Raw genomic sequence first — 24509 nt, forward strand, 5'->3', positions numbered from 1 at the left:
ACGGGGCTTACGGTTTCACAAGCCTACCAAGGCCTCGATGATGCGCTCGACATGGCCGCCTTCACTGTGCTCGCGCGCGTCGAACGCGATCTGTTTTGCCTCATAGAGCTTGGAAGTGGCTTGCAAGCGCCGCGTGGCTTCGACGCGCGTTTTGTTGCATTGCGGATCGTTGGCAAATTTCAGGCCGCGAACCGACCGCTCGGCAGCCTGCATCATCTGCCCGGCGATACGGCCATGGGTTCCTTCATGAGCGAGAACGCCTGTGAAAAACCGGTTCCAGCGTTTGCGCAGCGCCGGCGTGACGGCCGAGGCGACGCGCGGGTAGGTGTAGGCGATGTTGAGCGTTCCATTGGCCTGGCGCAGGCGGCAGACGCCGTTGACCTGACCCACGTCCAGGCTCCAGTCGGCGGTGTAGCTTGTCTGCGCGATGGCGTGGGTCATGAAACCGTGCTTGGGGCCCCTGCGGTTCATGGCGATAACCAGACCGGCACCTGTCATGCCGGTGATGTCATAGGTTCGCGTCTTGACGACGGTTTTCACCCCCGCCGACGCCGTCCCGACGACGCCGCAGGCCGCGCTTATGACGGCGACGCAAAACAAGACCAACACGCGCATGCCATTTTCCCCATGGACGCGGCAATGAGACCACAAGCAGACGACGGTTTCAACAATCTTTGGCGCCGAGCGCCTTACATGCATTGGTAAACCCGGCCATCGCCGCCATTTTTGCTGGTTGAGACGGCCCCGGTCGGTGAGGCTCACATGCCCTGATAGACCGGGCCTTCGCCGCCTTGTGGCGGCACCCAGTTGATGTTCTGGTTGGGATCCTTGATGTCGCAGGTCTTGCAGTGCACGCAGTTCTGCGCGTTGATGACGAAACGCACATCCTTGTCAGACGGATCGGCGGCGGCGTTGCCGTCCTTGTCGACCCATTCGTAAACACCGGCCGGGCAATAGCGGGTCGAAGGCCCGGCAAAGACATCATGCTCGGAACGCTTCTGCAACTCCATGTCGCCGACGATGAGATGCACCGGCTCGTTTTCCTCGTGATTGGTGTTGGACAGGAACACCGAGGACAGGCGGTCGAAGGTCAGCACGCCGTCCGCTTTGGGATAGGCGATCTTCTTGTGCTTGGCCGCAGGCTCAAGCGTGGCATAATCGGCATTGCCATGTTTCAGCGTGCCGAAGGGCGAGAAGCCGAACAGCGTGTTCAGCCACATGTCGAGACCGCCGAGGCCGACGCCGATAATGGTGCCGAAGCGCGACCAGAGCGGCTTGACGTTGCGGACCTTCTTCAAATCCTTGCCGATATCGGTCGCGCGCCAGGCGTCCTCATAAGACGACAGCTCGTCATTGGCGCGGCCGGAGCCGATCGCTTGCGCGACATGCTCGGCCGCCAGCATGCCGGACAGCACCGCATTGTGCGAACCCTTGATGCGCGGCACGTTGACGAAGCCCGCCGCACACCCCATCAGCACGCCGCCGGGGAAGGAGAGTTTCGGCACCGACTGCCAGCCGCCTTCGGTAATGGCGCGCGCGCCGTAGCCGATGCGCTTGGCGCCCTCGAAGGTGCGCGATATCGCCGGATGCGTCTTGAAGCGCTGGAATTCCTCGAAGGGAGACAGCCAGGGGTTCTTGTAGTTGAGATGCAGGACGAAGCCGACCGCGACCTGGTTGTCCTCCAGGTGGTAGAGGAAGGAGCCGCCGCCTGTCTTCAGGTCGAGCGGCCAGCCGAAGGAGTGCTGCACCAGGCCCGGCCGGTGGTTCTCGGGCTTGACCTGCCACAGCTCCTTGAGGCCGATGCCGTATTTGCCGGGCTCACGCCCGTCGGACAGTTTGTATTTTGCGATCAGCTGCTTGGACAGCGAACCGCGCGCGCCCTCGCCGATCAGCACGTATTTGCCCATCAGTGCCATGCCCGGCGCAAAGCCCGGGCCATGTGTGCCGTCTTTTTCGACGCCCATGTCGCCGGTGATGACGCCCGTGACGGCGCCGGCATCGTTGTAGACGAGGCTGACGGCAGCAAAGCCCGGATAGATTTCGACGCCTAGCGCTTCAGCCTTGGTTGCCAGCCAGCGGCAGACATTGCCGAGCGAGACGATGTAGTTGGCGTGATTGTTCATCAGCGGCGGCATCAGGATATTGGGCAGACGGAACGAGCCGGCGGGGCCGAGCACCAGGAAATCGTCGGCCGTAACCGGCGTCTTGAAGGGGTGGCCATCTTCCTCGCGCCAGCCCGGCAACAGGCGGTCGATGCCTATGGGATCGACGACGGCGCCTGACAGAATGTGGGCACCAACCTCGCCGCCCTTTTCCAACACCACGACGGAAAGCTCGGGATTGACCTGCTTGAGACGGATCGCTGCGGCAAGGCCCGCCGGGCCGGCCCCGACGATGACCACGTCGAATTCCATGCTCTCGCGTTCGATCTCGCTCATCAACCCCTCCGCACTGGCCGACCGTTTCCGGGCATTTTGCTGGCTCCTGCGCTGCATAGCGCATCAATCCGCGACAGGAAACCGGCGCTGACGTGACAATGGCGATTTCGACAAAAAGTCGCGGATGACAACTCTGCCGCAAGCGTTTTGCGCGCGACCGCGCTCAGCGTCCCATATTTTAATTGTTCGACGGCTCTCTTATCGGCCATACTTATTTCCATGCGCACGCCGTCCGGCTATTCATTGACGCGCTTCCCCCTTCCGCCCGGCCGGACCTGCCGAGCGATCCTTCTCGCCCTTTCAATGCTTACGCCGGTTCGCGCTCAGGCCGAGCCGGTGAAGGTGTGGGCGACCGGCGCCTATTCCTTTTCCGACGAGCTTGGCGGTTTCCACATCACCGGCGCCTCGGGCACCGGCACCAAGGAAGATCCGTTGGTCATCTCCGAGGAGCTGAATTCGTCGACGCCGGTGACGCTCACCATCCGCACCACCAAACCGATCCAGCCGTTCAGCACCAACGGCGAATTCGCCAACGGCATCCTGTACATGCGTATCGAGGTGCTCAACAACAGCGGCCAGGCCTGGGTCGAATTCCAGTTCGAGCTGCAGGAGATACTCAACCAGCCGAGCGTGTTCGGCGACGGCCTGTCCTTCGACCAGCGCAACAAGACGCCCGACAACATCCTGTCGAACGCGTACGCCGATTTCGACCGCGATTTCGAACCCTATGACCGGCTCTTGTTCAAGAGTGGACAGATCGACCCGCTGAAGAGGGGACGCTTCGAGTTTCTGATCACCGACTACACGCCGCGCTGGACGTTCTATCTGGTGCAGGATCCGCGGATTCCTACGGGGTAAGCGGCAGACGCCGTGAAAATCGCCACGAAATGCCCTTCGTGATCGGCGAAAGCCGACGAGCGCGTAATCTCCCTCCTTGAGGGGAGATTACTAACCGCCCAACCTTGCAAATCGTCTCTCGGCGGACGAATGTTCCCGGCATGACTGCCGCCTCCCCCAACAACCGATCCGACCTGGCCGAGTTGCTCGCCTTCTACGCCTCTGCCGGTGTCGACGAAGCGTTGGAGGACGCGCCGGTGAACCGGTTTGCCGGGGCAGCACCGGAGCGCCCCGAGCGCACAACGGCGCCTGCCGCGCCGCCTCGCGAAAACAAGTTTCCGGAACAAGCCGCCGCCAGCCCCGGGCTGGACGCAAGCCGGGTGCCGGACGCGCCGGCGCGTTCCGTTCCGGCCATGGCGACGGTGCCCGACGAGGCACAGGCGGCCCTGGCCCGGCAAATGGCGGCAAGTGCCTCGACGCTCGACGAACTGCGCCAGCACATGGCGTCGTTCGATGGCTGCAACCTCAAATTCACCGCCAAGAACCTGGTCTTTGCCGACGGCAATCCGGAAGGTTTGGTGATGTTGGTCGGCGAGGCGCCCGGCCGCGACGAGGATATTGAGGGCCTGCCCTTCGTCGGCCGCTCCGGCCGGCTGCTCGACCGCATGCTGGGGGCGATCGGGCTTGACCGGACTTCGGTCTATATCGCCAACGTCATTCCCTGGCGGCCGCCCGGCAACCGCACGCCGACGCCGCACGAGACCGAAATCTGCCGCCCCTTCATCGAGCGGCAGATCGAGCTGGTCAATCCGAAGGTGCTGGTCAATCTCGGCGGCCCTTCGGCCAAAACCCTGCTCAACACGACCGAGGGCATTCTGCGCCTGCGCGGCAATTGGCAGGTGCACACGACGGTGTCGGGCACTGCCATTCCGGCCATGCCGACGCTCCACCCGGCCTATCTTTTGCGGACGCCGGCGCACAAGAAACTGGCGTGGCGGGATTTTCTCGAGGTCAAGGCGAAGTTGCGGGAGGTGGGGTGAGGCGCGCCTCTTCCTTCCACCCTTGTGGGGGAAGGTGGATCGGCGCGCAGCGCCGAGACGGATGAGGGGTGTTCCAGCGGAGTGAGACGTTGGCGTTCCCTGGAACACCCCTCATCCGACCGAGCTTCGCTCGGCCACCTTCTCCCACAGGGGGAGAAGGGAGAACCGCGCCAATGACCTCAGAGGTAATTGAAATACCGCCCGCCCCGGCCTACTCATCCTCCCATGACAACAGTCCAAACCTCCGCCGGCAGCCTGATCCGCGAATGGCGCACGCGCCGGCGCATGAGCCAGCTTGATCTCGCAATGGAGGCTGAGATTTCCCAGCGTCATCTCTCCTTCGTCGAAAGCGGCCGCGCCGCGCCATCGCGCGAGATGGTGCTGCATCTGGCCGAGCAGCTTGAGATTCCGCTGCGGCAGCGTAATCAGCTGTTGCTGGCTGCCGGCTTTGCCCCGAGCTTCAGCGAGCGGCCACTCACAGATACGACGCTGGCGCCGGCGCTTGCCGCGGTCGAGAGCGTGCTCAAAGGGCATGAGCCGTTCCCCGCCCTCGCCGTCGACCGGTACTGGAACCTGATTTCCGCCAATGCCGCCATCGGCCCGTTTCTGGCCGATGTTGCCGAGCCGTCGCTGCTCCAGCCGCCGGTCAATGTGCTGCGCCTCAGCCTGCACCCGAACGGCATCGCACCGCGCATCGTCAATCTCGCGGAATGGCGGGCGCATCTGCTGGAGCGGCTGAAACACCAGAACGATGCCGCCGGCGATCCCGTCCTGGTCGAGCTGGAGCGCGAATTGCGAACCTATCCGTCCGGGCTCAAGGGTGCGCGGCCGGTGCCGGTCGAGCCCAACGGCATCGTCCATCCGCTGCGGCTGGCGCATGGCGACCAGGTGCTGTCCTTCATCAGCACCATCACCGTCTTCGGCACGCCGCTTGACGTGACGCTGTCGGAACTGGCGATCGAGTCTTTCTTCCCGGCCGACGAGCAGACGCGAGCGGTGCTGGTGCGGCTGGCGAAGGAACGTGCGGAAGCTAACTGAGCCAACCCCGCGGACCTCCTCACCCCTGTGGTGGCGCTGCCTTGCGCGTTCGGGTGCGTTCCAGGCCGAGTTGGCGCTCGCGCCAGATGATGAAGATGCCGGCGGCAACGACGATCACACCGCCGGCGAGCGTGTTGATGGTGGCGATATCGCCAAAGGCGAAATAGCCGACGACGACGCCGAGGATCATCGAGGTGTATTCGAACGGCGCCACCACCGAAGCTTCGGCATGGCGGTACGCCGCCGTCATCAAAATCTGCGCCAGCCCGCCACAGAAGCCCGCTGCGACCAGCAGACCGGCCTGCGGCGGTGTCAGCGCCTGCCAGCCGAAGGGCAGTGTAAGCAGCGCCATGACACTCGCCGTCGCCGAGAACCACAACACGATGGTCGCTGTTCGTTCAGTCTGGACAAGATTGCGCACGAGCAGGATGGCATTGGCGGAGATTGCGGCAGAAACAAGAGCAGCGATGACGCCCAGCACCTCCTGGTCGCCGAGGGCGGCGCCCGACGTGAGCAGCGTCAGCTCCGGCCAGGAGATGATCAGCACGCCGACGAGACCGACCGCAACCGCGCTCCAGCGATAGACGCGAATGGCTTCGCCGAGGAACAGCGAAGAGAACACCACCACCAGCAAAGGCTGGGCATAGTTCAGTGTGATCGCTTCCGGCAGCGGCAGCCGGGTCAGCGCGAAGAAGCCGAGCCCCATGGCGCAGACGCCGACGACACCGCGCGCAATGTGGTTCAGCGGGCGTTTGGTGGCGAACGCCGTACCGAGTTTTCTCTTGAAGGCCAGGAAGACGATGATCGGGAAGATGGCGAAGAAGGAGCGGAAGAAGACGATCTGGCCGGCCGGCAAAGTGCCGGCGGCCTTGATGCAGGTTTGCATGCCGACAAAGACCGCCACCGACATGACCTTGAGCATGATCCCGGTGAGAACATTAGAGCGCCGCGCGTCGTCTTCGACGCGCAAAGGACGCTCTGACACTTTGAATCTGCGCATCGTGCTTTCCAAAAATCGACATTGATTTTTGGGCCGATGCGCGCCGGGATGATCGGACAGTTTCCCGCCCGCTTCGTCTCCAGGCCCGGCTTTCACTGTTTTGTTGCTTCCCGGATCTCCGCTGAGATGCGCGTCGAACGACGCGGTACACAGGCGCCCATGCCGAACTTCGATGTGACGACGGTCATCAAGGCCTCACGATGATGGCGGAAGGGGAACGCCCCGAAATAGGCATTGGCGCAGTTTTGTCGAGTGACCGTTTCGTGTAAAGAGCGCGCAACTTTAGATTTAATGGGCCAGGACACGTCAGCGGCTCCGACAGCGACAGGGAAACCCAAGGGAATGCGAACCGATACCGGCCAGGTCTTCAAGCTCGAAGACTACCGCCCCAACGACTTTTCCATCCCGCAAACCGGCCTCACCTTCCGCCTTTCGCCAGACGCAACGCGTGTCACCGCAGTGCTGACGATCGAACGCCGCGATGGCGCCGCCGCCTCGACGTCGCTGGTGCTGGACGGCGACGGGCTGGTGCTCAAGCGCATTGCCATCGACGGTCGCGAGCTTGCCCCGGCCGAGTATCTCGCCACGCCGGACCAGCTGACCATTTTGAGGCCGCCGGCCCGTTTCCAGCTGCTGCTCGAGACCGAGATCGCGCCGGCCAGCAATGAGGCGCTGATGGGCCTCTACCGCTCCAGCAATGTCTATTGCACGCAATGCGAGGCCGAGGGCTTTCGCCGCATCACCTATTTCCTCGACCGCCCCGACATCCTGTCGGTCTATACCGTGCGCATCGAGGCAAGGCTGGACGAAGCGCCGCTGTTGCTTTCCAACGGCAATCCGGTCGAAAGCGGCGCGCTTGCCGACGGCTGGCACTTTGCAGTCTGGCACGACCCCTTCCCCAAGCCGTCCTATCTGTTTGCGCTGGTGGCCGGCAATCTCGGCAAGGTTGCGGACAATTTCGTCACCATGTCCGGGCGCGAGGTCGAACTCGGCATCTATGTCGAGCCAGGCAAGGAGGGGCTTGCCGGCTACGCCATGGATGCGCTCAAGCGCTCGATGCAATGGGACGAGCAGGCCTTCGGCCGCGAATACGACCTCGACGTCTTCAACATCGTCGCCGTTTCCGACTTCAACATGGGGGCCATGGAGAACAAGGGCCTCAATATTTTCAACGACAAGTATGTGCTGGCCGACCGGGAAACCGCCACCGATGCCGATTTCGCCAATATCGAGGCGATCATCGCGCATGAGTATTTCCACAACTGGACCGGCAACAGGATCACCTGCCGCGACTGGTTCCAGCTCTGCCTCAAGGAAGGGCTGACGGTCTTTCGCGACCATGAATTCTCCGCCGACCAGCGCTCGCGCGCGGTCAAGCGCATCGCCGAAGTGCGCACGCTGAGGGCACACCAGTTCCCCGAGGACCAGGGACCGCTGGCGCATCCGGTGCGGCCGCGCCGCTACCGCGAGATCAACAATTTCTACACGGCGACCGTCTACGAAAAAGGCTCGGAAGTCGTGCGCATGATCCGCACGATTCTCGGGGCCGAGGCTTTCCGCGCCGGCATGGATCTCTATTTCGAGCGCCATGACGGCGAGGCCGCGACGATCGAGGACTTCCTGAAGGTGTTCGAGGACGTCTCCGGGCGCGACCTGTCGCAGTTCGCGCTCTGGTATCACCAGGCGGGCACGCCGAACCTGACCGTCAGTTCGACGCACAATCCGGCGACGCGCGAGTTTACGCTCGAGATCGAGCAGTCGGTGCCGCCGACACCGTCGGAGAGCCGCAAGCGCCTGATGCACATTCCGCTCGCCTTCGGCTTGGTCGGCGCCGGCGGCGAACCGGTCACCTATGGCGGCGTCGAAGGCGCCACCGTCGAAGACGGTGTCATCCATATCCGCAAGCGCCGACATATGGTGCGCTTCTCAGGCGTCGCCGAGCGGCCGGCGGTGTCGCTCAATCGCGGCTTTTCGGCGCCGATCACACTTTCGGTCGAGCAGAAGGCCGACGACCAGTTCTTCCTCGCCGGCCATGACAGCGATGCCTTCGCGCGCTGGCAGGCGTTCAACACGCTGCTCACCGATGCGCTGATAGCGGCCTTCCGCCAGATCCTCGGCGGCGCGAAGCCGGCTTTCACCGCCAGGCTGACCGGACTTGCCGGCAAGATCGCCGGCGACGAGACCCTGGAACCTGCCTACCGGGCGCTGGCGCTGTCACTTCCGGGCGAGGCCGACATTGCCCGCGACATCGGCACGAACATCGATCCCGACGCCATCTTTGCCGCTCGCGAGGCGTTGGCGCTGGCAATCGCGCGCGCCAATCAGCAAACGTTCACCGACCTATACGGCCGCCTCGCCGGCGACGGGCCGTTCAGCCCCGACGCGGCAAGTGCGGGACGCCGCGCGCTGCGCAACATCCTGCTCGACTACCTCTCGCTGCTGCCGAAAGGTGCTGCGCTCGCCGCCCGGCATTTCGAAACCGCGACCAACATGACCGACCGCGCCGCAGCGCTGACCGTCCTTGCGCACCGCCATGACGGTTCGCCGGAGGCGATCAAGGCGCTGGCCGATTTCGAGGCGCGTTATGGCGCCGATCCGCTGGTCATGGACAAATGGTTCCAGATCCAGGCCAGCGTGCCGGGACGCCGGACAGTCGACACGGTACGCGAGCTGACTGGTCACGCAGCTTTCTCGATGGCCAATCCGAACCGGGTGCGCTCGCTGGTCGGCACATTCGCCAGCGCCAACCAGACCGGCTTCCACCGCGCCGATGGCGAAGGGTACCGGTTTTTTACCCAGACCGTACTCGAGGTTGAAAAACGCAATCCGCAAGTGGCGGCCAGGCTGGCGACAGCGCTGCGCTCGTGGCGCTCGCTGGAGCCGGGCAGGCAAGCCAAGGCCAGGGAAGCGCTGCTGGCCATCGCCGGTGCCGAGAACCTGTCGGCGGATTTGCGGGACATTGTGGAGCGAACGCTGGCTTGAGCGCCTCTTCCCTTCTCCCCCTGTGGGAGAAGGTGGATCGGCGCTTTAAAGCCGAGACGGATGAGGGGTGTTCCAGCGGAGTGAAACGTCGGCGTTCCCTGGAACACCCCTCATCCGTCGCCTTCGGCGACACCTTCTCCCACAGGGGGAGAAGGGAAGATCCTGCGTTATTTCAATCAATTTTTAATGTTTTTCGGCCGCGCCTCTGGACAAGGCGAATCACCTTTGATTCTTTACAGACGATTCGGATGTGCGGTGTTGCCGGATCGTCAAGCGTACGGAAATTCGGGGAGTGCCATTTATGGCCAAGGCGGACGCGTGGGGCGCGCCCGAAGGGACGGCTTTTGAGCGGCGCAAGGCGCGAGGCGACGGCCTCGCCGGCAATACGCGGCTCATCGCTGAACCAGCCTACCGGCGGCTCCTGGCTGCCGAACCCCTTCTGCGCCGTTCGATACCGGCTCTCATCATCATCTTCCTGATCGTCATCGCCGCACTGCGCGTGCTGTCGCTGATGAACGAGCGCGACGAGGCCGAGCGCGACGTCAAGGCGGTGCTGGGTCTCGCCGCCGGCCAGATGGCGAACGCAATCTCGGCCGACCCGACCGCGGCATCCAGCGGTGCAATTGATCTTCTGGAAAGCACGAGCCGCCAGGGCGCCATGGGCAGAAGCCATGTGCTTGTGATCACCGACAGCGCCTTCAAGATCATTGCCGTCTCGCCGCTGTCGACCGGCTGGCAAGGGCGATCGCTGGACAGCCTGGTGCTGGACGGCCAGCCGCTGTTCATGTTCGGCGACCGCGCCGGGGTCATGGATGTCAGCATCGGCGGCCAGGACTGGTACGCGGCGGTGAGCCTGACCCGGGACCGCAAGAACGCCGCCGCCGTGCTGGTGCCGCAGGAAGCGGTGTTCGACAGCTGGCGCAAGACCGTCTCGCTCAACGTCACGCTGTTTGTGCTGACAGCCGGCGTGCTGATCATCATCCTCTACGCCTATTTCGGCCAGGCATCGCGCGCCCAGACAGCCGACCGCATCTATCTCGAAGCCCATCAGCGCATCGACATGGCGCTGGTGCGCGGTCGCTGCGGCCTGTGGGACTGGGACATGGTGCGCGGCAAGATGTACTGGTCGCGCTCGATGTACGACATGCTGGGCTACGAGCCCTGCAACTCGATGCTGTCGTTCGGCGAGGTCGACGACATCATCCACCCCGAAGACGGCGACCTGTTCGAGCTCGCCAACAAAATCGTCGAGCGCGAGATCGACCATATCGACCAGGTGTTCCGGATGCGTCACGCCGACGGCCAGTGGGTATGGATGCGCGCCAGGGCCCAGGTGATCGACCCGGAAGCGCCTGAGATCCAGCTGATCGGCATTGCCGTCGACGTCACCGAGCAGCGGCATCTGGCGCTGCGCTCGGAGGCGGCCGACCTGCGCCTGCGGACCGCGATCGAAAACATCAACGAATCCTTCGTGCTGTGGGATGCCGCCCAGCGCCTGATCATGTGCAATTCCAAATACCAGAAGGACAACGGCCTGTCGGACCGCGACGTCATGCCGGGCGCTGCGCGCGCCGTGCTTGAAGAGCGCATGCTTGCCTTCGCCTCTGAACGGCGGCTGGCCAACACCAACGGGCCGCAAGGGGGCGCAACCTTCGAGCGGCAGCTCTCCGACGGCCGCTGGCTGCAGGTCAACGAACTGAGGACCCGGGACGGCGGCACGGTCTCCGTCGGCTCCGACATCACCCAGATCAAGCTGCACCAGGAAAAGCTGGTCGACAGCGAGCGCCGGCTGATGGCGACCATCCACGACCTCAGCCTCGCCCGCCGGGCCGAGGAAGAGCGCGCCAAGGAACTGGTCGAGCTCAACCGCGAATATATGAAGGAAACCGAGCGCGCCGAGGCCGCCAATCGGGCCAAATCCGAATTCCTAGCCAACATGTCGCACGAGCTGCGCACGCCGCTCAACGCCATCATCGGGTTCTCCGAACTGATGGAACAAGGCCTGTTCGGGCCGCTCGGTTCGCCGCGCTACGAGGAATATGCCAACGACATCAACGGCAGCGGCAAATATCTGCTCGGCGTCATCAACGACATACTCGATATGTCGAAGATCGAAGCCGGCCAATTCTCGGTGGACCGCGAGGAAATCGATCTCTGCCCGCTGATCCGCGAGACGGTGCGGGTGATCTCGCTGCAGGCGGCGGAGAAATCGATCACGGTCGAAACCCGCATCGCCGATACGATGACGCTGTTCGCCGACCGCCGGGCGATCAAGCAGATCGCCATCAATCTGCTGTCGAATGCGGTGAAGTTCACCGGCCAGGGCGGCCATATCTCGGTGCGCGCCCGCAACACGTCAGGCGCGCTGGTGCTGACCATCGAGGACAATGGCTGCGGCATTCCGAAGGAGGCACTGAGCAAGCTTGGCCGCCCCTTCGAACAGGTGCAGAACCAGTTTTCGAAGAACCACGCCGGTTCCGGCCTCGGCCTTGCCATCTCGCGCTCGCTGGCCGAGTTGCAAGGAGGAGCGCTGAAAATCCGCTCAACCGAAGGCGTCGGCACGATCGTGTCGGTGCGCATCCCGGTGAAGAAGGCGCAACCGGCGGTGAAGGCGGCGGCCTGACGGCCCGCCAATGCGAGCGGTGCTCTCCGCTGCGTTCAAGGACTGGGTAGGCGCGGTCATGTAAGGGCTCCGGCGGCTTTCGCCGCCGGAGACATATCGCAATTCACTCCATGCTGTCGTCGCCGCCGTCCCATTGGTGGTGGCGGCCCATGCGGCCGTTCTTTGGTAGTTCGTTGCGCTCGATCTTGCCGTCATTGTTGCGGTCGAGCATGGCGAACACCTTCTTCTCACGCCCGGTGATGTCGTCCGTGGTCAGCGTGCCGTCGCCCTTGGTGTCGTAGCGGGCGACGATACGCTTTGCCATTTCCTCGAACCGCGCCTTTTCCAGCGCGTCGGCGAGCTGGGCAACGGTCAGCTTGCCGCCATTGTCGGCGACCAGCTTCTTCAGCCGCGCGTTCATGGCGTCGGAAAACTGGTCGAAGCTGATGGTGCCGTTGGAATCCTTCATCGCCTTGTCGAGGCGCATCATCGCGCCCTCGCGCATTCTGGCGCTGGCATTGTTCTCGGCATAGGCGGTGGTGCCAACGGCGCCGGCAAGCGCGACGAAGGCAAGGGCAAGTCCGGTTGTCTTTCTCATGGGTATTCTCCTGTTGCATCGTCACCCCCGATGCGATCCGAAACAGCCGCCAGCGCTTCACGCCCTCACAACCGTTTCGTACGAAGCAAAAGGTCGAAATCCTTTCTGACCTTTTGCGACGTCTCCTTGAGGTGTGCTTCCAGCACACCGAAATCCGGCAGGTCAGTCACCGCCAGAAGCAGATCCGACAGTCCCGGCGGAACGTCATCGCGTTCGAATGCGCCGGTGAGGCAAACCCGCGTCATCTGGGTCAGCGCCAGATAGAGCTGGTAGGCTTCGCAAAGCTGCTGCCTGACGTCGGCCTCGGCGAAATCCGGCGACAGATGCGCCAGGATTTCGCCGGTCGCGGTCACCCTGCGGCCGGCTTCGACCTGCCCGGTTATAACCGCCACCTGCGCGATGAATTCGAGGTCGATGAGGCCGCCGGAGATGAGCTTGATGTCCCAGAGATCGCGCGGCGATTTTTCCTTCTCGATCAGCGCGCGCATCTCGGATGCCTCCGCCCTCACCTTGGCGGCGTCGCGCGGCAAGGCCAGAAGTGCCGCCACCTCGGCCTCGACCTCGGCGCAAAGGGCCGCGTCGCCGCCGATGGCGCGCCCCCGGGCCAGCGCCATGTGCTCCCAGGTCCAGGCCTCCTGGCGCTGGTATTTCTTGAAGGCATCGATGTGGGTGGCCACCGGCCCCTTGTTGCCGGATGGCCGCAAGCGCAAATCGAGCTCGTAGAGAACGCCTTCGGCGGTCGGCGCCGAGACAGCCGCGATCAGCCGCTGCGTCATCCTGGTATAGTAGTGCGATGGTGCGAGCGGCTTGTCGCCGTCGGACTCGTCGGCATTCGCGTCGTGGTCGTAGAGCAGAATGAGGTCGACATCGGAGCCGGCGGTGAGCTCGCGGCTGCCGAGTTTGCCCATGCCGAGCAGCGACACGGTGCCGCCGGCGATGCGGCCATGACGCAGCGCGAATTCGGTGGTCACCGCCTGCAATGCGGCGTCGATGGTGAGGTCGGCGAGATCGGAAAAGGCGCGGCCGGCGCGCGCCGGGTCGATCGAGCCGGCGAGCAGCCTGACACCGATCAGGAATTTCTGCTCGGAGGCAAAGATGCGCAAACGGTCGAGCACGTCCTCATAAGCCCGGTCGCCTTCGATGAAAGCGGCCAACCGCGCTGAGAGATAGGCTCGGTTGGGCAGTTCGGCGAGCAGCGCCGGGTCGAGCAGACCGTCGAAGACATGCGGGCGCCTTGTGATGATTGCCGCCAGCCGAGGCGCGGCGCCCATGATCGTCGCCATAAGCTTCAGCAGGGCGGGATTCGACTGCAGCAGCGAAAACAGCTGGATGCCGGCGGGCAGGCCGGCGAGGAATTCGTCGAAGCGAACCAGCGCCTCGTCGGCCCGGCGCGTCTGGCCGAAGGCTTTGAGCAGCGCCGGCGTCAGTTCGGTCAGCCGCTCGCGCGCTTCCGCCGACTGGGTGGCGCGGTAGCGGCCGAAATGCCAGCCTCGAATCACGCGGCAGATGTCGCTTGGCCGCTGGAAGCCAAGGCCGTGCAAGGTCTGCAGCGTGTCGGGATCGTCGACATCGCCTGTGAAGACCAGATTGCCGACGCCGGCCGACAATTCAGGCGCGGTCTCGAACAGCGCGGCGTAATGGCGCTCGACCTCATGCAAAGCCGCGCGAAAGGTTTCGGCAAATCTGGCGGCATCGGCAAAGCCCAGCATATGGGCGATGCGGTCGAGCCCCTCGTAATCGTCCGGCAGAATATGCGTCTGCTCGTCGGCGACCATCTGGATGGCGTGTTCGACGCGGCGCAGAAACCAATATTGCTGCGTGAGCGCGTCGCGTGCATCGGCGGTGATCCAGTTGCGCGCCGCCAGCGCACCCAGCATCGGCACCGTCTCGCGGCCGCGCAGCTCCGGAAAACGGCCGCCGGCGATCAGTTGCTGGGTCTGGACGAAGAACTCGATTTCGCGAATGCCGCCGCGGCCGAGCTTGACGTTGTGTCCTTTGACCGCGATCTCGCCATGACCCTTGTGGGCATGGATCTGGCGCTTGATCGAATGAACGTCGGCGATCGCCGCATAGTCCATGTATTTGCGCCAGACATAGGGCTGCAATTCTCGCAGGAACGCGTCCCCGGCATCGAGATCGCCGGCCACGGGACGCGCCTTGATCATGGCGGCGCGCTCCCAGTTCTGGCCGCGCGCCTCATAGTAGCGAAGTGCTGCCTCGACCGGGATCGCCAGCGGCGTCGAGCCTGGATCGGGACGAAGCCTCAAATCGGTGCGGAAGACATAGCCGTGCCCGGTGCGGTCCTGCAGGATGCGGACCAGCCTGCGGGTCAGGCGCGCAAACAGCTCTGTGGCGTCGAGCGGATCGACGATCGCCGGCGCATCCGGATCGAAGAAGACGACGAGGTCGATGTCGGAGGAGAAATTCAGTTCATGCGCGCCAAGCTTGCCCATGCCGAGCACGATCCAGCCGGATTGCCGTGACGGATTTTCGGGATCGGGCAATTTGACCTTGCCTTGGCTGTGCGCCTCGCGCAGCAGGAAGTCGACCGCCGCGCAGGTGCAGGCATCGGCGAGATTGCTGAGGCGCCTTACCGTCAGCGCGGCATCGGCCTCGCCAGAGAGGTCTGCAAGTGCGATCAGGAAGTGAGCTTCACCCTTCCACTGCCTGAGTTCCATCATCAGGCTGGATTCGGAAACGGTCTCGGAAAAGGCGGCCTTGCCGATCGCTTCGGCGATGGCGAGCAGCCGAGCCTCGACACTGCCATCGAACAGCGCGTCGAGGATTTGCGGCCGGCGGCGCGCGACATCGCGGAGGAAAGGCGAGAGATCGAAGACGGCAGCGAGAAACTCCTGGGCCGCGCCCTTGCCTCCTAGGAATTTCGCCAGCCGCGGCAGGTTCTCGTCCTTGGCATCGCCAGCGATCTCCGACAGTTCACGCCGGGCGCGGGTCTCATCCAGCGGCGCGAGCTGCGCCGCCAGTTGCAGGCGCCATTCGGTCTCGATCCGTTTCGCAGCCATCCTCACCGCCATCAATGGTCCTCCCGCGCCGGGAAGCTCATGATAACGGACAATCCGGGATTGGCAGGCAGAAGTTCAAGCCGGCCATTGTGAAAAGTCATGATCGCCTTGGCGAGGCTGAGGCCAAGACCGGATCCCGGCTGCGAGCGGCTCTTTTCCAGCCGCACGAAGCGCTCGGTCGCCCTGGCGCGGTCGGCGTCATCAGGGATGCCATGGCCGTTGTCGGCAACAGAAAGGCGGATTTCGTGACCGACGCGCTGCAGGGCTACGCGCACAGCAGGCTTTTCCGTCGCATCGGTCGAGTATTTGATGGCGTTGTCGACGATGTTCGACAGCGCCTGGCCGATCAGCTCGCGGTTGCCATTGACGGAAAAATTCCCGTCCGCGGCAGTTTCGAGCACCACGCCAGCCTCCTCCGCCACCGGCTCATAAAGCTCGACAACGTCATGCACCGCGGCGGCGAGATCGACCTTGCTGGTGCTCTCCGAGGAATAGCCGGCCTCCAGCCTGGAGATCATCAGGATGGCGTTGAAGGTTTTTATCAGCTGGTCGGATTCGGCGATGGTGCCTTCCAGCGCCTGCCGGTAGTCGGTGGTCTTGTGCTTGCCCGAAAGTGTCGCCTCAGCGCGGTTGCGCAGTCTGGTCAGCGGCGTCTTCAAATCATGGGCGATGTTGTCGGAGACCTGCTTCAGCCCTTCGTTGAGCGTCGCTATCCTGGCCAGCATGGTGTTGAGGTTTTCCGACAGGCGGTCGAACTCATCGCCGGCGCCGGTCACCGGCAGCCGTCCCGTGAGATCGCCGCCCATGATGCGGCGGCTTGCCTCCGAGACGCTGTCGATGCGCTTCAGCGCGGCGCGGCCGACAAGGAACCAGATCAGCAGCCCGCCCAGGCCCATCATGCCCAGCGCCAGCATCAGGGCGCGGCGGACGACGGCGCGGAAGCGCTCGGGCTCGCCGAGATCGCGGCCGACCAGCATGATCATCTGGTTGGGCAGCCGCAGCACCAGCGCGATGGCGTTGTGGCCCTTCTCGCCCTCGGGCTGAATTTCGGTCTCGCCGGGCTGCGCGCCATTCGGGTCAGAAGCCTGGTTGCGCTGCCGTTCGAGCTCACCTTCGCCGAAACGGCGATAGGAGAAGGGTTCGGTCGTCCAGCCATCGGTCTCGAGCACCCCCGGTGCCAGGCTCTGCACGTTGCCGGTGAGGATCTGGCCGTTGACGTCGGCAATGAGATAGAGGTTGGCGCCGGGCTGGCGCGAGCGCTGCTCGACGACGCGCACCAGCCGCGGCAGGCCGCCGCTCTGATAGGCACGGGCGAGGCCGAGCACCTCGTCATTGATGGTCTGCTGGGTCTGGCCGGTCAGCATGCGGGCCGACAACGACGTCATGTAGAAGACCAGCAACACGGCACATAGCGCGAAAAGCAGGAAATAAAGCGCTGAAAGCCGCGCCGCCGTCGTCCTCATGATGGCCGGCAGGGAAAGGGCCATCGAGTTCTAGCTCATGATGAGATTTGGCTGAAATCTCATCATGAACTACCCCTTTGTCGGAGCATGATCTTCTCCAAAAACCGGTACCTACTTTTTGGGATCATGCTCTAGCCGCTCTTCAGCATATAGCCGGCGCCGCGAACCGTATGCAGGATCGGCTTGTCGAAACCCTTCTCGATCTTGCCACGCAGGCGCGAGACGTGAACGTCGATCACGTTGGTCTGCGGATCGAAATGATAGTCCCAGACATTTTCGAGCAGCATGGTGCGCGTCACCACCTGGCCGGCATGGCGCATCAGATATTCGAGCAGGCGGAATTCGCGCGGCTGCAGCGTGATCTCGCGCGCCGCGCGCTTGACCGAATGGGACAGCCGGTCAAGCTCGAGATCGCCGACCCGGTAGACGGTTTCGGCCTCCCTGGCGCTGGCGCGGCGGTTCAGCACCTCGACGCGGGCGAGCAATTCGGAAAAGGCATAGGGCTTGGTCAGATAGTCGTCCCCGCCGGCGCGCAGACCGGTGACGCGGTCATCGACTTCGCCCAGCGCCGACAGGATCAGCACCGGCGTGGTGTTGCCGCGCGAGCGCAGGCCGGCAATGACGGAGAGCCCGTCGCGGCGTGGCATCATGCGGTCGACGACCATCACGTCATAGTCGCCGGCATCGGCCAGCGCAAAGCCGGTTTCGCCGTCGCCGGCGACATGGGCGGTGTGCCCAGCCTCGGCAAAGGCCTTCTGCATATAGTCGGCCGCCTCGCGATCGTCTTCTATGACGAGAATCTTCATAGAGCCGTTATACGCGATTTCGCCGGAAGATTGAGGGGCCGCCATGAGCGCAAAAGCTTTCGTTCAAGCATGTCGTTTTGCCAAAACCGCCGTGCACTTTTGGGCGACATGCTTCGATGTTAGAGCGGCAGCGGGCGATGGGGGCCCGCTGCCGCCGGGGGCAGAACACGATGACTGACTAACGCGTTCGGCCCCTTGCTTCCCGTGCGGCGGCTCGGGGGTGTTGAAACCGCCGCACTGGAAACTGTGTGATGTCAGCCTTTGGCGACTGGCAGCGCGACGAAGCGGTTTGAATCGTCGCGGGTGATCTGCATCAGCACCGCCTTGCGGCCGGACTTGACCGCATCGGCCATCGCCTTGGCGACGTCTTCGGTGCCGTTCACCTCCGTCGAATTGACCGAGGTGATGACATCGCCGGGCTGGATGCCGCGGTCGGCGGCATCGCTGTCTGGATCGACATCGGTCACCACCAGGCCCTTGCCGTTTTCCGACTTGGTGACGGTGAGGCCGAGATCGGCCAGCGCGGCGGGCTTTGCCGGTGCCGCGGGCTGCTGCGGGTCGGCCGAGGCCTGCTTGTCGGTGGACGGCAGCGTGCCGAGATCGACCTTGATGGTCTGGCTCTTGCCGTCGCGCCACACCGTGACGTCGACCGACTTGCCGGGTGGGTAGGCGCCGATCAGACGAGCCAGTTCCTTCGGCGATGCGACGTCCTTGCCTTCGACCTGGGTGATCACGTCACCGGCGGTGATGCCGGCCTTCTTGCCGGGGCCACCGTCCTGGGCGCCCGAAACCAGAGCCCCGTTCTGCGACTTCAGGCCCAGCGATTCGGCGATGTCCGATGTAACCGGCTGGATTTCGACGCCGAGCCAGCCACGCTGCACCGAGCCGCTCTTCATCAGATCCTGCACCACCTGCTTGGCGGTCGAGGCCGGAATGTCGAAGGCGATGCCGACGCTTCCGCCCGACGGCGAGAAGATCGCGGTGTTGATGCCGACGACCTGGCCGTTGAGGTTGAAGGTCGGGCCGCCCGAATTGCCGCGGTTGACCGAGGCGTCGATCTGGATGAAGTCATCATAGGGACCGGCGCCGATATCACGGCCACGGGCCGAGACGATGCCGGCGGTGACGGTGCCGCCGAGGCCGAACGGATTGCCGACGGCCACCACCCAGTCGCCGACGCGAACCTTGGAATCGTCGGCGAAATCGACATAGGTGAACTTGCCGACGCCATCGACCTTGAGCACCGCCAGATCGGTGCGCGGATCGGTGCCGATCAGCTTGGCGTCAAGTTCCTTGCCGTCATTCATCACCACTGTGAAGGCGGAGCCTTCCTCGACGACATGGTTGTTGGTGACGAGATAGCCGTCATCGGAGATGAAGAAGCCAGAACCCTGCGCCACCGGACGCGGCTGGTCGTTGTTATGGTCGCGGTGGCTGAAGCGACGATTGCCGCCGCCCTGGCCGTTCTGATCGCCAAAGCCCCGGAATTGCTTGAAGAACTGGCGCAGCTGCGGATTGTCGGGCAGGTTGTTCATGCCGTCCGGATCGTCGGACTGGTCGGAGCCGTCATCGGCGGCAGGCTCGATCTTGGCCTTGACCTTGACGCTGACCACGGCCGGCGAAACGCGCTCGACGACATCGGCAAAGCCCGGCACCTGGGGCGCTTCGACCCGCACGGCGTCGGCCAGAACGGGAGCTGTACCAGTGGCAACGGCGCCGAAACCGATGCCGCCGGCAATGGCCAGCGAAGCGGCGGCGGCCAACAGGCGCTTGCGGGTGCGGGAATATGGGTTGGGGGCGATAGTCATGGGTCTCGTATCCTCTTTTCACTGGATGCGGCTCAGGCAGAGCATCCTCGGACAAGAGAAATAGAAAGGCGCACATTACCGCGCCATTTCCGGAGCATGAAAGTTTTGTAATGTTGGGCGGACGCACAAATCGCTTGGTTGCGCTCGCCTGCTGCCCTATGGTGTACACAACTCAGCACAAGGCTTTCACAATGACAGCAAGCACCACCATGACCATTCGAGTCTCGTCCGAGACCAAGCTGAAGCTGGAGCAGATCGCTACCGATACCAGGCGTAGTAAATCGTTCCTCGCCGCCGAGGCGGTCTCAGCCTATGTCGATCGCGAGTTGGATATCATCGAAGGCATAAAACGTGGCATGGCCGACGCAGAGGCTGGCCGCGTCGTGCCCCACGACGACGCCATGGCGGAGGTCGACGCGGTGATCGAAGCAGCGAAAGCCAGGCGCGCAGGCAAGGCGTGAAGCGGTTCGTCACCTGGTCGCGAGAAGCGCTGGACGATGTCACGCAGCAAGTTGCCTTTATCGCTCAGGACAATCCTGCCGCCGCCCGACGCCTCGCGGACCGTATCCGTGAAATGGGCCGGGGCCTTGGTGATATGGCGACGGGCCGACCTGGCCGGGTAACAGGCACTTATGAGAAGCCCATCGGCCGCCTGCCCTACATCATTGCCTATGAATTGCGCCTGATCGCCGGCCGTCAGAGCATTGTTATCCTGCGCGCCATCCACACGTCGCGGGACTGGCCTTTGGAGGAATGGCCGAGCTAGTCGCTCAGCATCTTGTCCAGCGCCGCCTGTTCCTCGGCGCTCAGCGCCTCGGTTGCCAACGAGCGGCGCGAGCGTGTGGTCAGCACAATGAAAATGCCGCCGGCCAGAAGCAGAAGCACCGGCGTGCCCCACAGCAAGGCGTTGCGCGGGCTGAAGCGCGGCTTCAGCAGCACGAACTCGCCGTAGCGCGACACGATATAGTCCATCACCTGCTGGTCGGTATCGCCGGCAACCAGACGCTGGCGCACCAGGATGCGCAGGTCGCGGGCGAGGTCAGCATCGGATTCGTCGATGGACTGGTTCTGGCAGACCATGCAGCGCAGGCCTTCCGACAGCAGCCGCGCCCTCGCCTCGAGCGCCGCATCGGCGAGAACCTCGTCCGGTTTCACCGCTTGCGCCGCGCCGGCAAACAGCAGCGCCAGCAAAAGCACGAGCGAGGCCAGAGACCTGGTGCTCACGGCACACCTGCCGACGGCATGGAGGCTGCCTGCTTGCGGCGGCGCGAGGGTGCGCCAACCCGCAGGCGACGGTCGAACAGCGACATTGCGGCTCCCGCCATCATCACCAGAGCTCCGCCCCAGATCAGCGTCACCAGCGGCTTCCACCACAGGCGCACCACGACCGACCCATCGGTGCCCTCATCGCCCAGCGACAGATAGAGTTGGCTGAAGCCGATCGTCTCGATCCCAGATTCGGTCGTCGTCGTCTGCCGCACCGGAAAGAAGCGCTTGGCCGAGGTGATCTCGGCTGAAACGCCGCCACCGGCGCCGATCACGGAAAAGCGGCCGCGCTGCTCGCTGTAATTCGGACCCTGCGCCGGGAAGAGGCCGTCGAAACGCAGCGTGTGGCCGGAGAGTTCGACGCTCTCGCCGGCATGCATCGACAGTATCCTTTCGGTGCCGAAGCACAGCGTGCCGACAATGCCGAGCGTCGTCAGCCCGAGGCCGAGATGGGCAAGTGCAGTGCCGAACACCGAACGCGGCAGGCCGGCGAAACGGCGCAGCATGATGGCGTGCGACACATTGCCAAAGCCGGACTTGACGGCGAGGTCGGTGAGCGCGCCGCAGACCAGCCAGCAGGCGAGGCCGACACCAAGGGCGGCGAACACCGACGCGCCGTCGATGAACAGCCCGGTGACCAGCATCGCCAGGAGAGCGGCGCCGAAAGCCGCCATCAGGCGCTGGGCGACGGCATAGAGGTCACCGCGCTTCCAGGCGAGCAATGGTCCGAAAGGAACCACGACCAGCAGCGGCACCATCAGCGGGCCGAATGTCAGGTTGAAGAAGGGGGCGCCGACTGAGATCTTGCCGGCCGAAAGCGCTTCGACCGCCAGCGGATAGAGCGTGCCGACCAGCACGGTGGCCGTGGCCGTGGTCAGGAACAGATTGTTGAGGACGAGTGCGCCTTCGCGCGAGATCGGGTGGAACAGGCCGCCGGCCGTCAGCCGCGAGGCGCGCAGCGCAAACAGGGCCAGCGAGCCGCCGATGAACAGCGTCAAAATGCACAGGATGAAGATGCCGCGGGTCGGATCGGTGGCGAAAGCATGCACCGAGGTCAGCACGCCGGAGCGCACCAGGAAGGTGCCGAGCAGCGACAGCGAGAAGGTGAGGATGGCAAGCAGCAGCGTCCAGATCTTGAGCGCCGAACGCTTCTCCATGACGATCGCCGAATGCAGAAGAGCCGTGCCGGCCAGCCACGGCATAAAGGAGGCGTTTTCGACCGGATCCCAGAACCAGAAGCCGCCCCAGCCGAGCTCGTAGTAGGCCCAGTAGGAGCCCATCGCGATGCCGCCGGTGAGGAACATCCAGGCGACCAGCGTCCACGGCCGCACCCAGCGCGCCCAGGAGGCATCGATGCGGCCTTCGATGAGGGCGGCGACCGAGAAGGAAAAGCAGATAGAGAACCCGACATAGCCGAGATAGAGCAGCGGCGGATGGATGGCGAGGCCAAGATCCTGCAGGACCGGGTTGAGATCGCGGCCCTCGATCGGCGCCAGATTGAGCCGGGTGAACGGATTGGATGTCGCCAGGATGAACAGGAAGAAGGTGGCGCCGATCGCCCCCTGCACGGCCAGCACATTGGCGCGCAGCGTCGCCGGAAGGTTGGAGCCGAAGACAGCGACCAGCGCACCGAAGAAGGTCAGGATCAGCACCCAGAGCAGCATCGAGCCTTCGTGATTGCCCCAGGTTCCGGTGATCTTGTAGATCAGCGGCTGCAGCGAATGCGAGTTTTCCCACACGCTCGCCACCGAGAAATCGGAACTTGCATAGGCGCCGGCGAGTGCTGCGAACGATAGCGCCGTGAGGGCGAAGCCTGTGACCGTGACGGGACCGCCGACAGCCATCAGCCTCTGGTTGCCGGTACGGGCGCCGATCAGCGGCACCAGCGTCTGCACCAGCGACAGCACAAAGGCGAGGACGAGCGCGAAGTGTCCGGTCTCAACCATTACTGGCTCTTGCTCTCTTGCCACACGCCCTTGGCCTTCAGCCCGTCAGCGACTTCCTTGGGCATGTAGCGCTCGTCATGCTTGGCCAGCACGCTGTCGGCGACGAAAACGCCGTCGGCGCCAAAGCTGCCTTCGGTGATGACGCCCTGCTCCTCGCGGAACAGATCGGGCAGGATGCCGGTATAGCTGACCTTGACCGATTTGTGCGTGTCGGTGACCGAGAACGCAACCGTCGCGCCCTGCCCGCGCACGACCGTGCCCTTTTCGACGAGGCCGCCGAGTCTGATGCGCTGTCCCGGCTGCAAGCTGGCGGTGGTCAGATCGGCGGGCATATAGAAATAGGAGGCCTTCTGGCCCAACGCATAGAAGGTCAGCCCGGTGGCGGCGCCGAGGAAGGCAAGACCTCCGACAATCACCGACAATCGCTTCTGCTTGCGCGTCATGTCCTACTCCGTCGCCGTCAGGCCGAGCGAGGCGGCAAAGGCGGTGAATTTCTTCGCTTCCTCACTGTCGGCGCCAAACACGGCAATACCGCGATGCAGCGCGTCGCGCGCCTGGTCGGCCTTGCCCAGCACAACATAGGAACGAATGAGCCGCATCCATCCTTCCGTGTCGCGCGGATTTTGCCGCAATTTTTCGTCGAGGCCGGCGACCATGGTTTCGATCATGGCCTGCCTGTCCTGCGGCGCCATCGACGAGGCGGCATCGACGGCTGCGGCGTCGGGGCCTTTGGCGGGCTCTCCTGACGCGACGCTGCGGTTGGCGGCCTCGGCCAGTGCCTGTTGGACAGCTCCGCGCCATGGCGAATCCTGCGGCAGGGAATCGAGCATTTTCTGCCACGCCGCGGTTGCCTCGGGTATGCGGCCTTCCTGGGCCAGCGCCATCGCCAAATAGAACGAGGCTTTCGCGTTTGCCGGGTCGAGTTTTAGCGCCTGTTCGAAAGCGGATTGCGCATCGGCCGAAACGATGCCGCCGGCCGCATTGGCAATCGCTTCGCCGAGGCCGGCCTCGCGGGCGGCCGTGTCGCCATCGAGGCGGATGGCATTGCGATAGGCGGTCACGGCATCGGGAAAGCGCTGCAGGCGCAGATAGATCGGGGCGAGCACGTCCCAGCCGCGTCCATCGCCAGGGTTGGCGGCAAGATGGGCCTCGGCGCGCGCCACCAACTCGTCGACCGAACTATCGGCCGGATTCTTGGCCAGCCGTTCGGCAAGCGGCTGCGACGGCAGATCCGGCGAGCCGAGCTGGCTGTAAAGGCCCCAGCTGAGCAGAGGGACCGCCAGTACCGCAGCCGTTGCCACCAGCCTTGCCGCCTTTGACGGCTGCCGCGTGCCAGGCGCATCGGCTTGACCGACATTGGCTTGACCAACATCTCCCAGGCGAAGGATGCGGCGGGCGATTTCGGCGCGCGCCTCCTCGGCTTCCGCCGGCTGGATCAGCCCGCGCGCGGCGTCACGCTCGAGCTCGGCCAGTTGGTCGCGATAGACTTCGAGGTCGTGGTCGCTGCTGGTCGGAGCGTCCTTGCCGCCACTGGTCAGCGGCAGCAGCACCGTCAGGCTTGCGCCTAGCGTGAGGATTGCGGCTATGACCCAGAACAGCATGGTTCTTCCAATAGAGCGAGAGCCCTGCTCTCACAACATGAGGGTGCTGCGACGCTTTGACGGG

General features: G+C 64.1%; 20 protein-coding genes. 7 read left to right on the forward strand and 13 right to left on the reverse strand.

Translation table 11 applies throughout. The features are described from left to right. Nucleotides 1–15 precede the first annotated feature (15 nt). Nucleotides 16–762: a DUF922 domain-containing protein gene (locus NL532_RS25430; protein WP_348524273.1), complete on the reverse strand. Its 747-nt coding sequence runs from the start codon at nt 760–762 to the stop codon at nt 16–18. After that, complete coding sequence (locus tag NL532_RS25435; protein ID WP_023826786.1) at nt 759–2438, reverse strand: electron transfer flavoprotein-ubiquinone oxidoreductase; 1680 nt, start codon at nt 2436–2438, stop codon at nt 759–761. Before NL532_RS25435 ends, NL532_RS25430 begins: the two co-directional genes overlap by 4 nt. Nucleotides 2439–2741: 303 nt before the next feature. On the opposite strand from NL532_RS25435, the gene NL532_RS25440 reads away from it, so the two are divergent. The 3 genes from NL532_RS25440 (at nt 2742) to NL532_RS25450 (ending at nt 5353) form a co-directional block, all read left to right on the forward strand. Next, complete coding sequence (locus NL532_RS25440) at nt 2742–3296, forward strand: hypothetical protein (protein ID WP_032890987.1); 555 nt, start codon at nt 2742–2744, stop codon at nt 3294–3296. Between the two features lie 140 nt (nt 3297–3436). Next, the gene (locus NL532_RS25445) at nt 3437–4315 is read left to right on the forward strand and encodes a uracil-DNA glycosylase (RefSeq protein WP_023826785.1); all 879 of its coding nucleotides are present in this window, start codon (nt 3437–3439) and stop codon (nt 4313–4315) included. Nucleotides 4316–4540: 225 nt separating this feature from the next. Continuing rightward, nucleotides 4541–5353 carry a helix-turn-helix domain-containing protein gene (locus NL532_RS25450; protein ID WP_023826784.1) on the forward strand — a complete coding sequence of 271 codons (813 nt, stop codon included), beginning with the start codon at nt 4541–4543 and terminating at the stop codon, nt 5351–5353. A gap of 19 nt (nt 5354–5372) precedes the next feature. Here the strand turns inward: NL532_RS25450 and NL532_RS25455 are convergent, their stop codons facing one another. Together NL532_RS25455 and NL532_RS25460 are read right to left on the reverse strand one after the other, a co-directional pair. Further along, nucleotides 5373–6275: a DMT family transporter gene (locus tag NL532_RS25455; RefSeq protein WP_245270273.1), complete on the reverse strand. Its 903-nt coding sequence runs from the start codon at nt 6273–6275 to the stop codon at nt 5373–5375. A gap of 170 nt (nt 6276–6445) precedes the next feature. Continuing rightward, nucleotides 6446–6658 carry a hypothetical protein gene (locus NL532_RS25460; RefSeq protein WP_155923818.1) on the reverse strand — a complete coding sequence of 71 codons (213 nt, stop codon included), beginning with the start codon at nt 6656–6658 and terminating at the stop codon, nt 6446–6448. A gap of 37 nt (nt 6659–6695) precedes the next feature. Between NL532_RS25460 and pepN the strand changes: the two genes are divergently transcribed. Both pepN and NL532_RS25470 read left to right on the forward strand, forming a co-directional pair. Further along, on the forward strand, nt 6696–9335 hold the full coding sequence (gene pepN, locus NL532_RS25465; RefSeq protein ID WP_023829065.1) for an aminopeptidase N: 2640 nt from the start codon (nt 6696–6698) through the stop codon (nt 9333–9335). 301 nt (nt 9336–9636) lie between these two features. Then, a complete protein-coding gene (locus NL532_RS25470) occupies nt 9637–11958 on the forward strand; it encodes a PAS domain-containing sensor histidine kinase (protein ID WP_023705424.1) in 2322 nt (773 codons plus the stop codon). 103 nt (nt 11959–12061) lie between these two features. Here the strand turns inward: NL532_RS25470 and NL532_RS25475 are convergent, their stop codons facing one another. The 5 genes from NL532_RS25475 to NL532_RS25495 all read right to left on the reverse strand — a co-directional run bounded on the left by NL532_RS25475 (nt 12062) and on the right by NL532_RS25495 (nt 19632). Next, nucleotides 12062–12535, reverse strand: a complete 474-nt coding sequence (locus NL532_RS25475) for an EF-hand domain-containing protein (RefSeq protein ID WP_023705425.1) — start codon at nt 12533–12535, stop codon at nt 12062–12064. A gap of 65 nt (nt 12536–12600) precedes the next feature. After that, nucleotides 12601–15555, reverse strand: a complete 2955-nt coding sequence (locus NL532_RS25480; RefSeq protein ID WP_023829066.1) for a bifunctional [glutamine synthetase] adenylyltransferase/[glutamine synthetase]-adenylyl-L-tyrosine phosphorylase — start codon at nt 15553–15555, stop codon at nt 12601–12603. Between the two features lie 11 nt (nt 15556–15566). Continuing rightward, entirely contained in the window at nt 15567–17042 is a 1476-nt protein-coding gene (locus NL532_RS25485) for a sensor histidine kinase (RefSeq protein ID WP_023829067.1), read from the reverse strand. Between the two features lie 107 nt (nt 17043–17149). After that, nucleotides 17150–17824 carry a response regulator transcription factor gene (locus NL532_RS25490; protein WP_023670185.1) on the reverse strand — a complete coding sequence of 225 codons (675 nt, stop codon included), beginning with the start codon at nt 17822–17824 and terminating at the stop codon, nt 17150–17152. A gap of 254 nt (nt 17825–18078) precedes the next feature. Continuing rightward, on the reverse strand, nt 18079–19632 hold the full coding sequence (locus NL532_RS25495) for a Do family serine endopeptidase (protein ID WP_023670184.1): 1554 nt from the start codon (nt 19630–19632) through the stop codon (nt 18079–18081). Between the two features lie 191 nt (nt 19633–19823). On the opposite strand from NL532_RS25495, the gene NL532_RS25500 reads away from it, so the two are divergent. Beyond that, nucleotides 19824–20093, forward strand: coding sequence for a CopG family ribbon-helix-helix protein (locus NL532_RS25500; protein WP_023670183.1), 270 nt, complete (start codon nt 19824–19826; stop codon nt 20091–20093). Further along, nucleotides 20090–20398: a type II toxin-antitoxin system RelE/ParE family toxin gene (locus NL532_RS25505; RefSeq protein ID WP_023687243.1), complete on the forward strand. Its 309-nt coding sequence runs from the start codon at nt 20090–20092 to the stop codon at nt 20396–20398. The genes NL532_RS25500 and NL532_RS25505 overlap by 4 nt, the downstream gene beginning before the upstream one ends. Here NL532_RS25505 and NL532_RS25510 read toward each other — a convergent pair. Genes NL532_RS25510 through ccmI form a run of 4 tightly spaced genes read right to left on the reverse strand, consistent with a single transcriptional unit; the run spans nt 20395 to nt 24445 of the window. Further along, nucleotides 20395–20856: a cytochrome c-type biogenesis protein gene (locus NL532_RS25510; RefSeq protein WP_023829068.1), complete on the reverse strand. Its 462-nt coding sequence runs from the start codon at nt 20854–20856 to the stop codon at nt 20395–20397. The two genes, NL532_RS25505 and NL532_RS25510, sit on opposite strands and share 4 nt — an antisense overlap. Then, nucleotides 20853–22844 carry a heme lyase CcmF/NrfE family subunit gene (locus NL532_RS25515; RefSeq protein ID WP_023829069.1) on the reverse strand — a complete coding sequence of 664 codons (1992 nt, stop codon included), beginning with the start codon at nt 22842–22844 and terminating at the stop codon, nt 20853–20855. The genes NL532_RS25510 and NL532_RS25515 overlap by 4 nt, the downstream gene beginning before the upstream one ends. Next, nucleotides 22844–23287 (reverse strand): cytochrome c maturation protein CcmE, encoded by a 444-nt coding sequence (ccmE, locus tag NL532_RS25520; RefSeq protein WP_023670179.1) that lies wholly within the window; start codon nt 23285–23287, stop codon nt 22844–22846. Before ccmE ends, NL532_RS25515 begins: the two co-directional genes overlap by 1 nt. 3 nt (nt 23288–23290) lie before the next feature. Then, entirely contained in the window at nt 23291–24445 is a 1155-nt protein-coding gene (ccmI, locus tag NL532_RS25525) for a c-type cytochrome biogenesis protein CcmI (protein ID WP_023829070.1), read from the reverse strand. Between the last annotated feature and the right edge of the window lie 64 nt (nt 24446–24509).

Source organism: Mesorhizobium sp. C120A, assembly GCF_030323105.1.
In the GTDB taxonomy this organism is placed as follows: domain Bacteria; phylum Pseudomonadota; class Alphaproteobacteria; order Rhizobiales; family Rhizobiaceae; genus Mesorhizobium.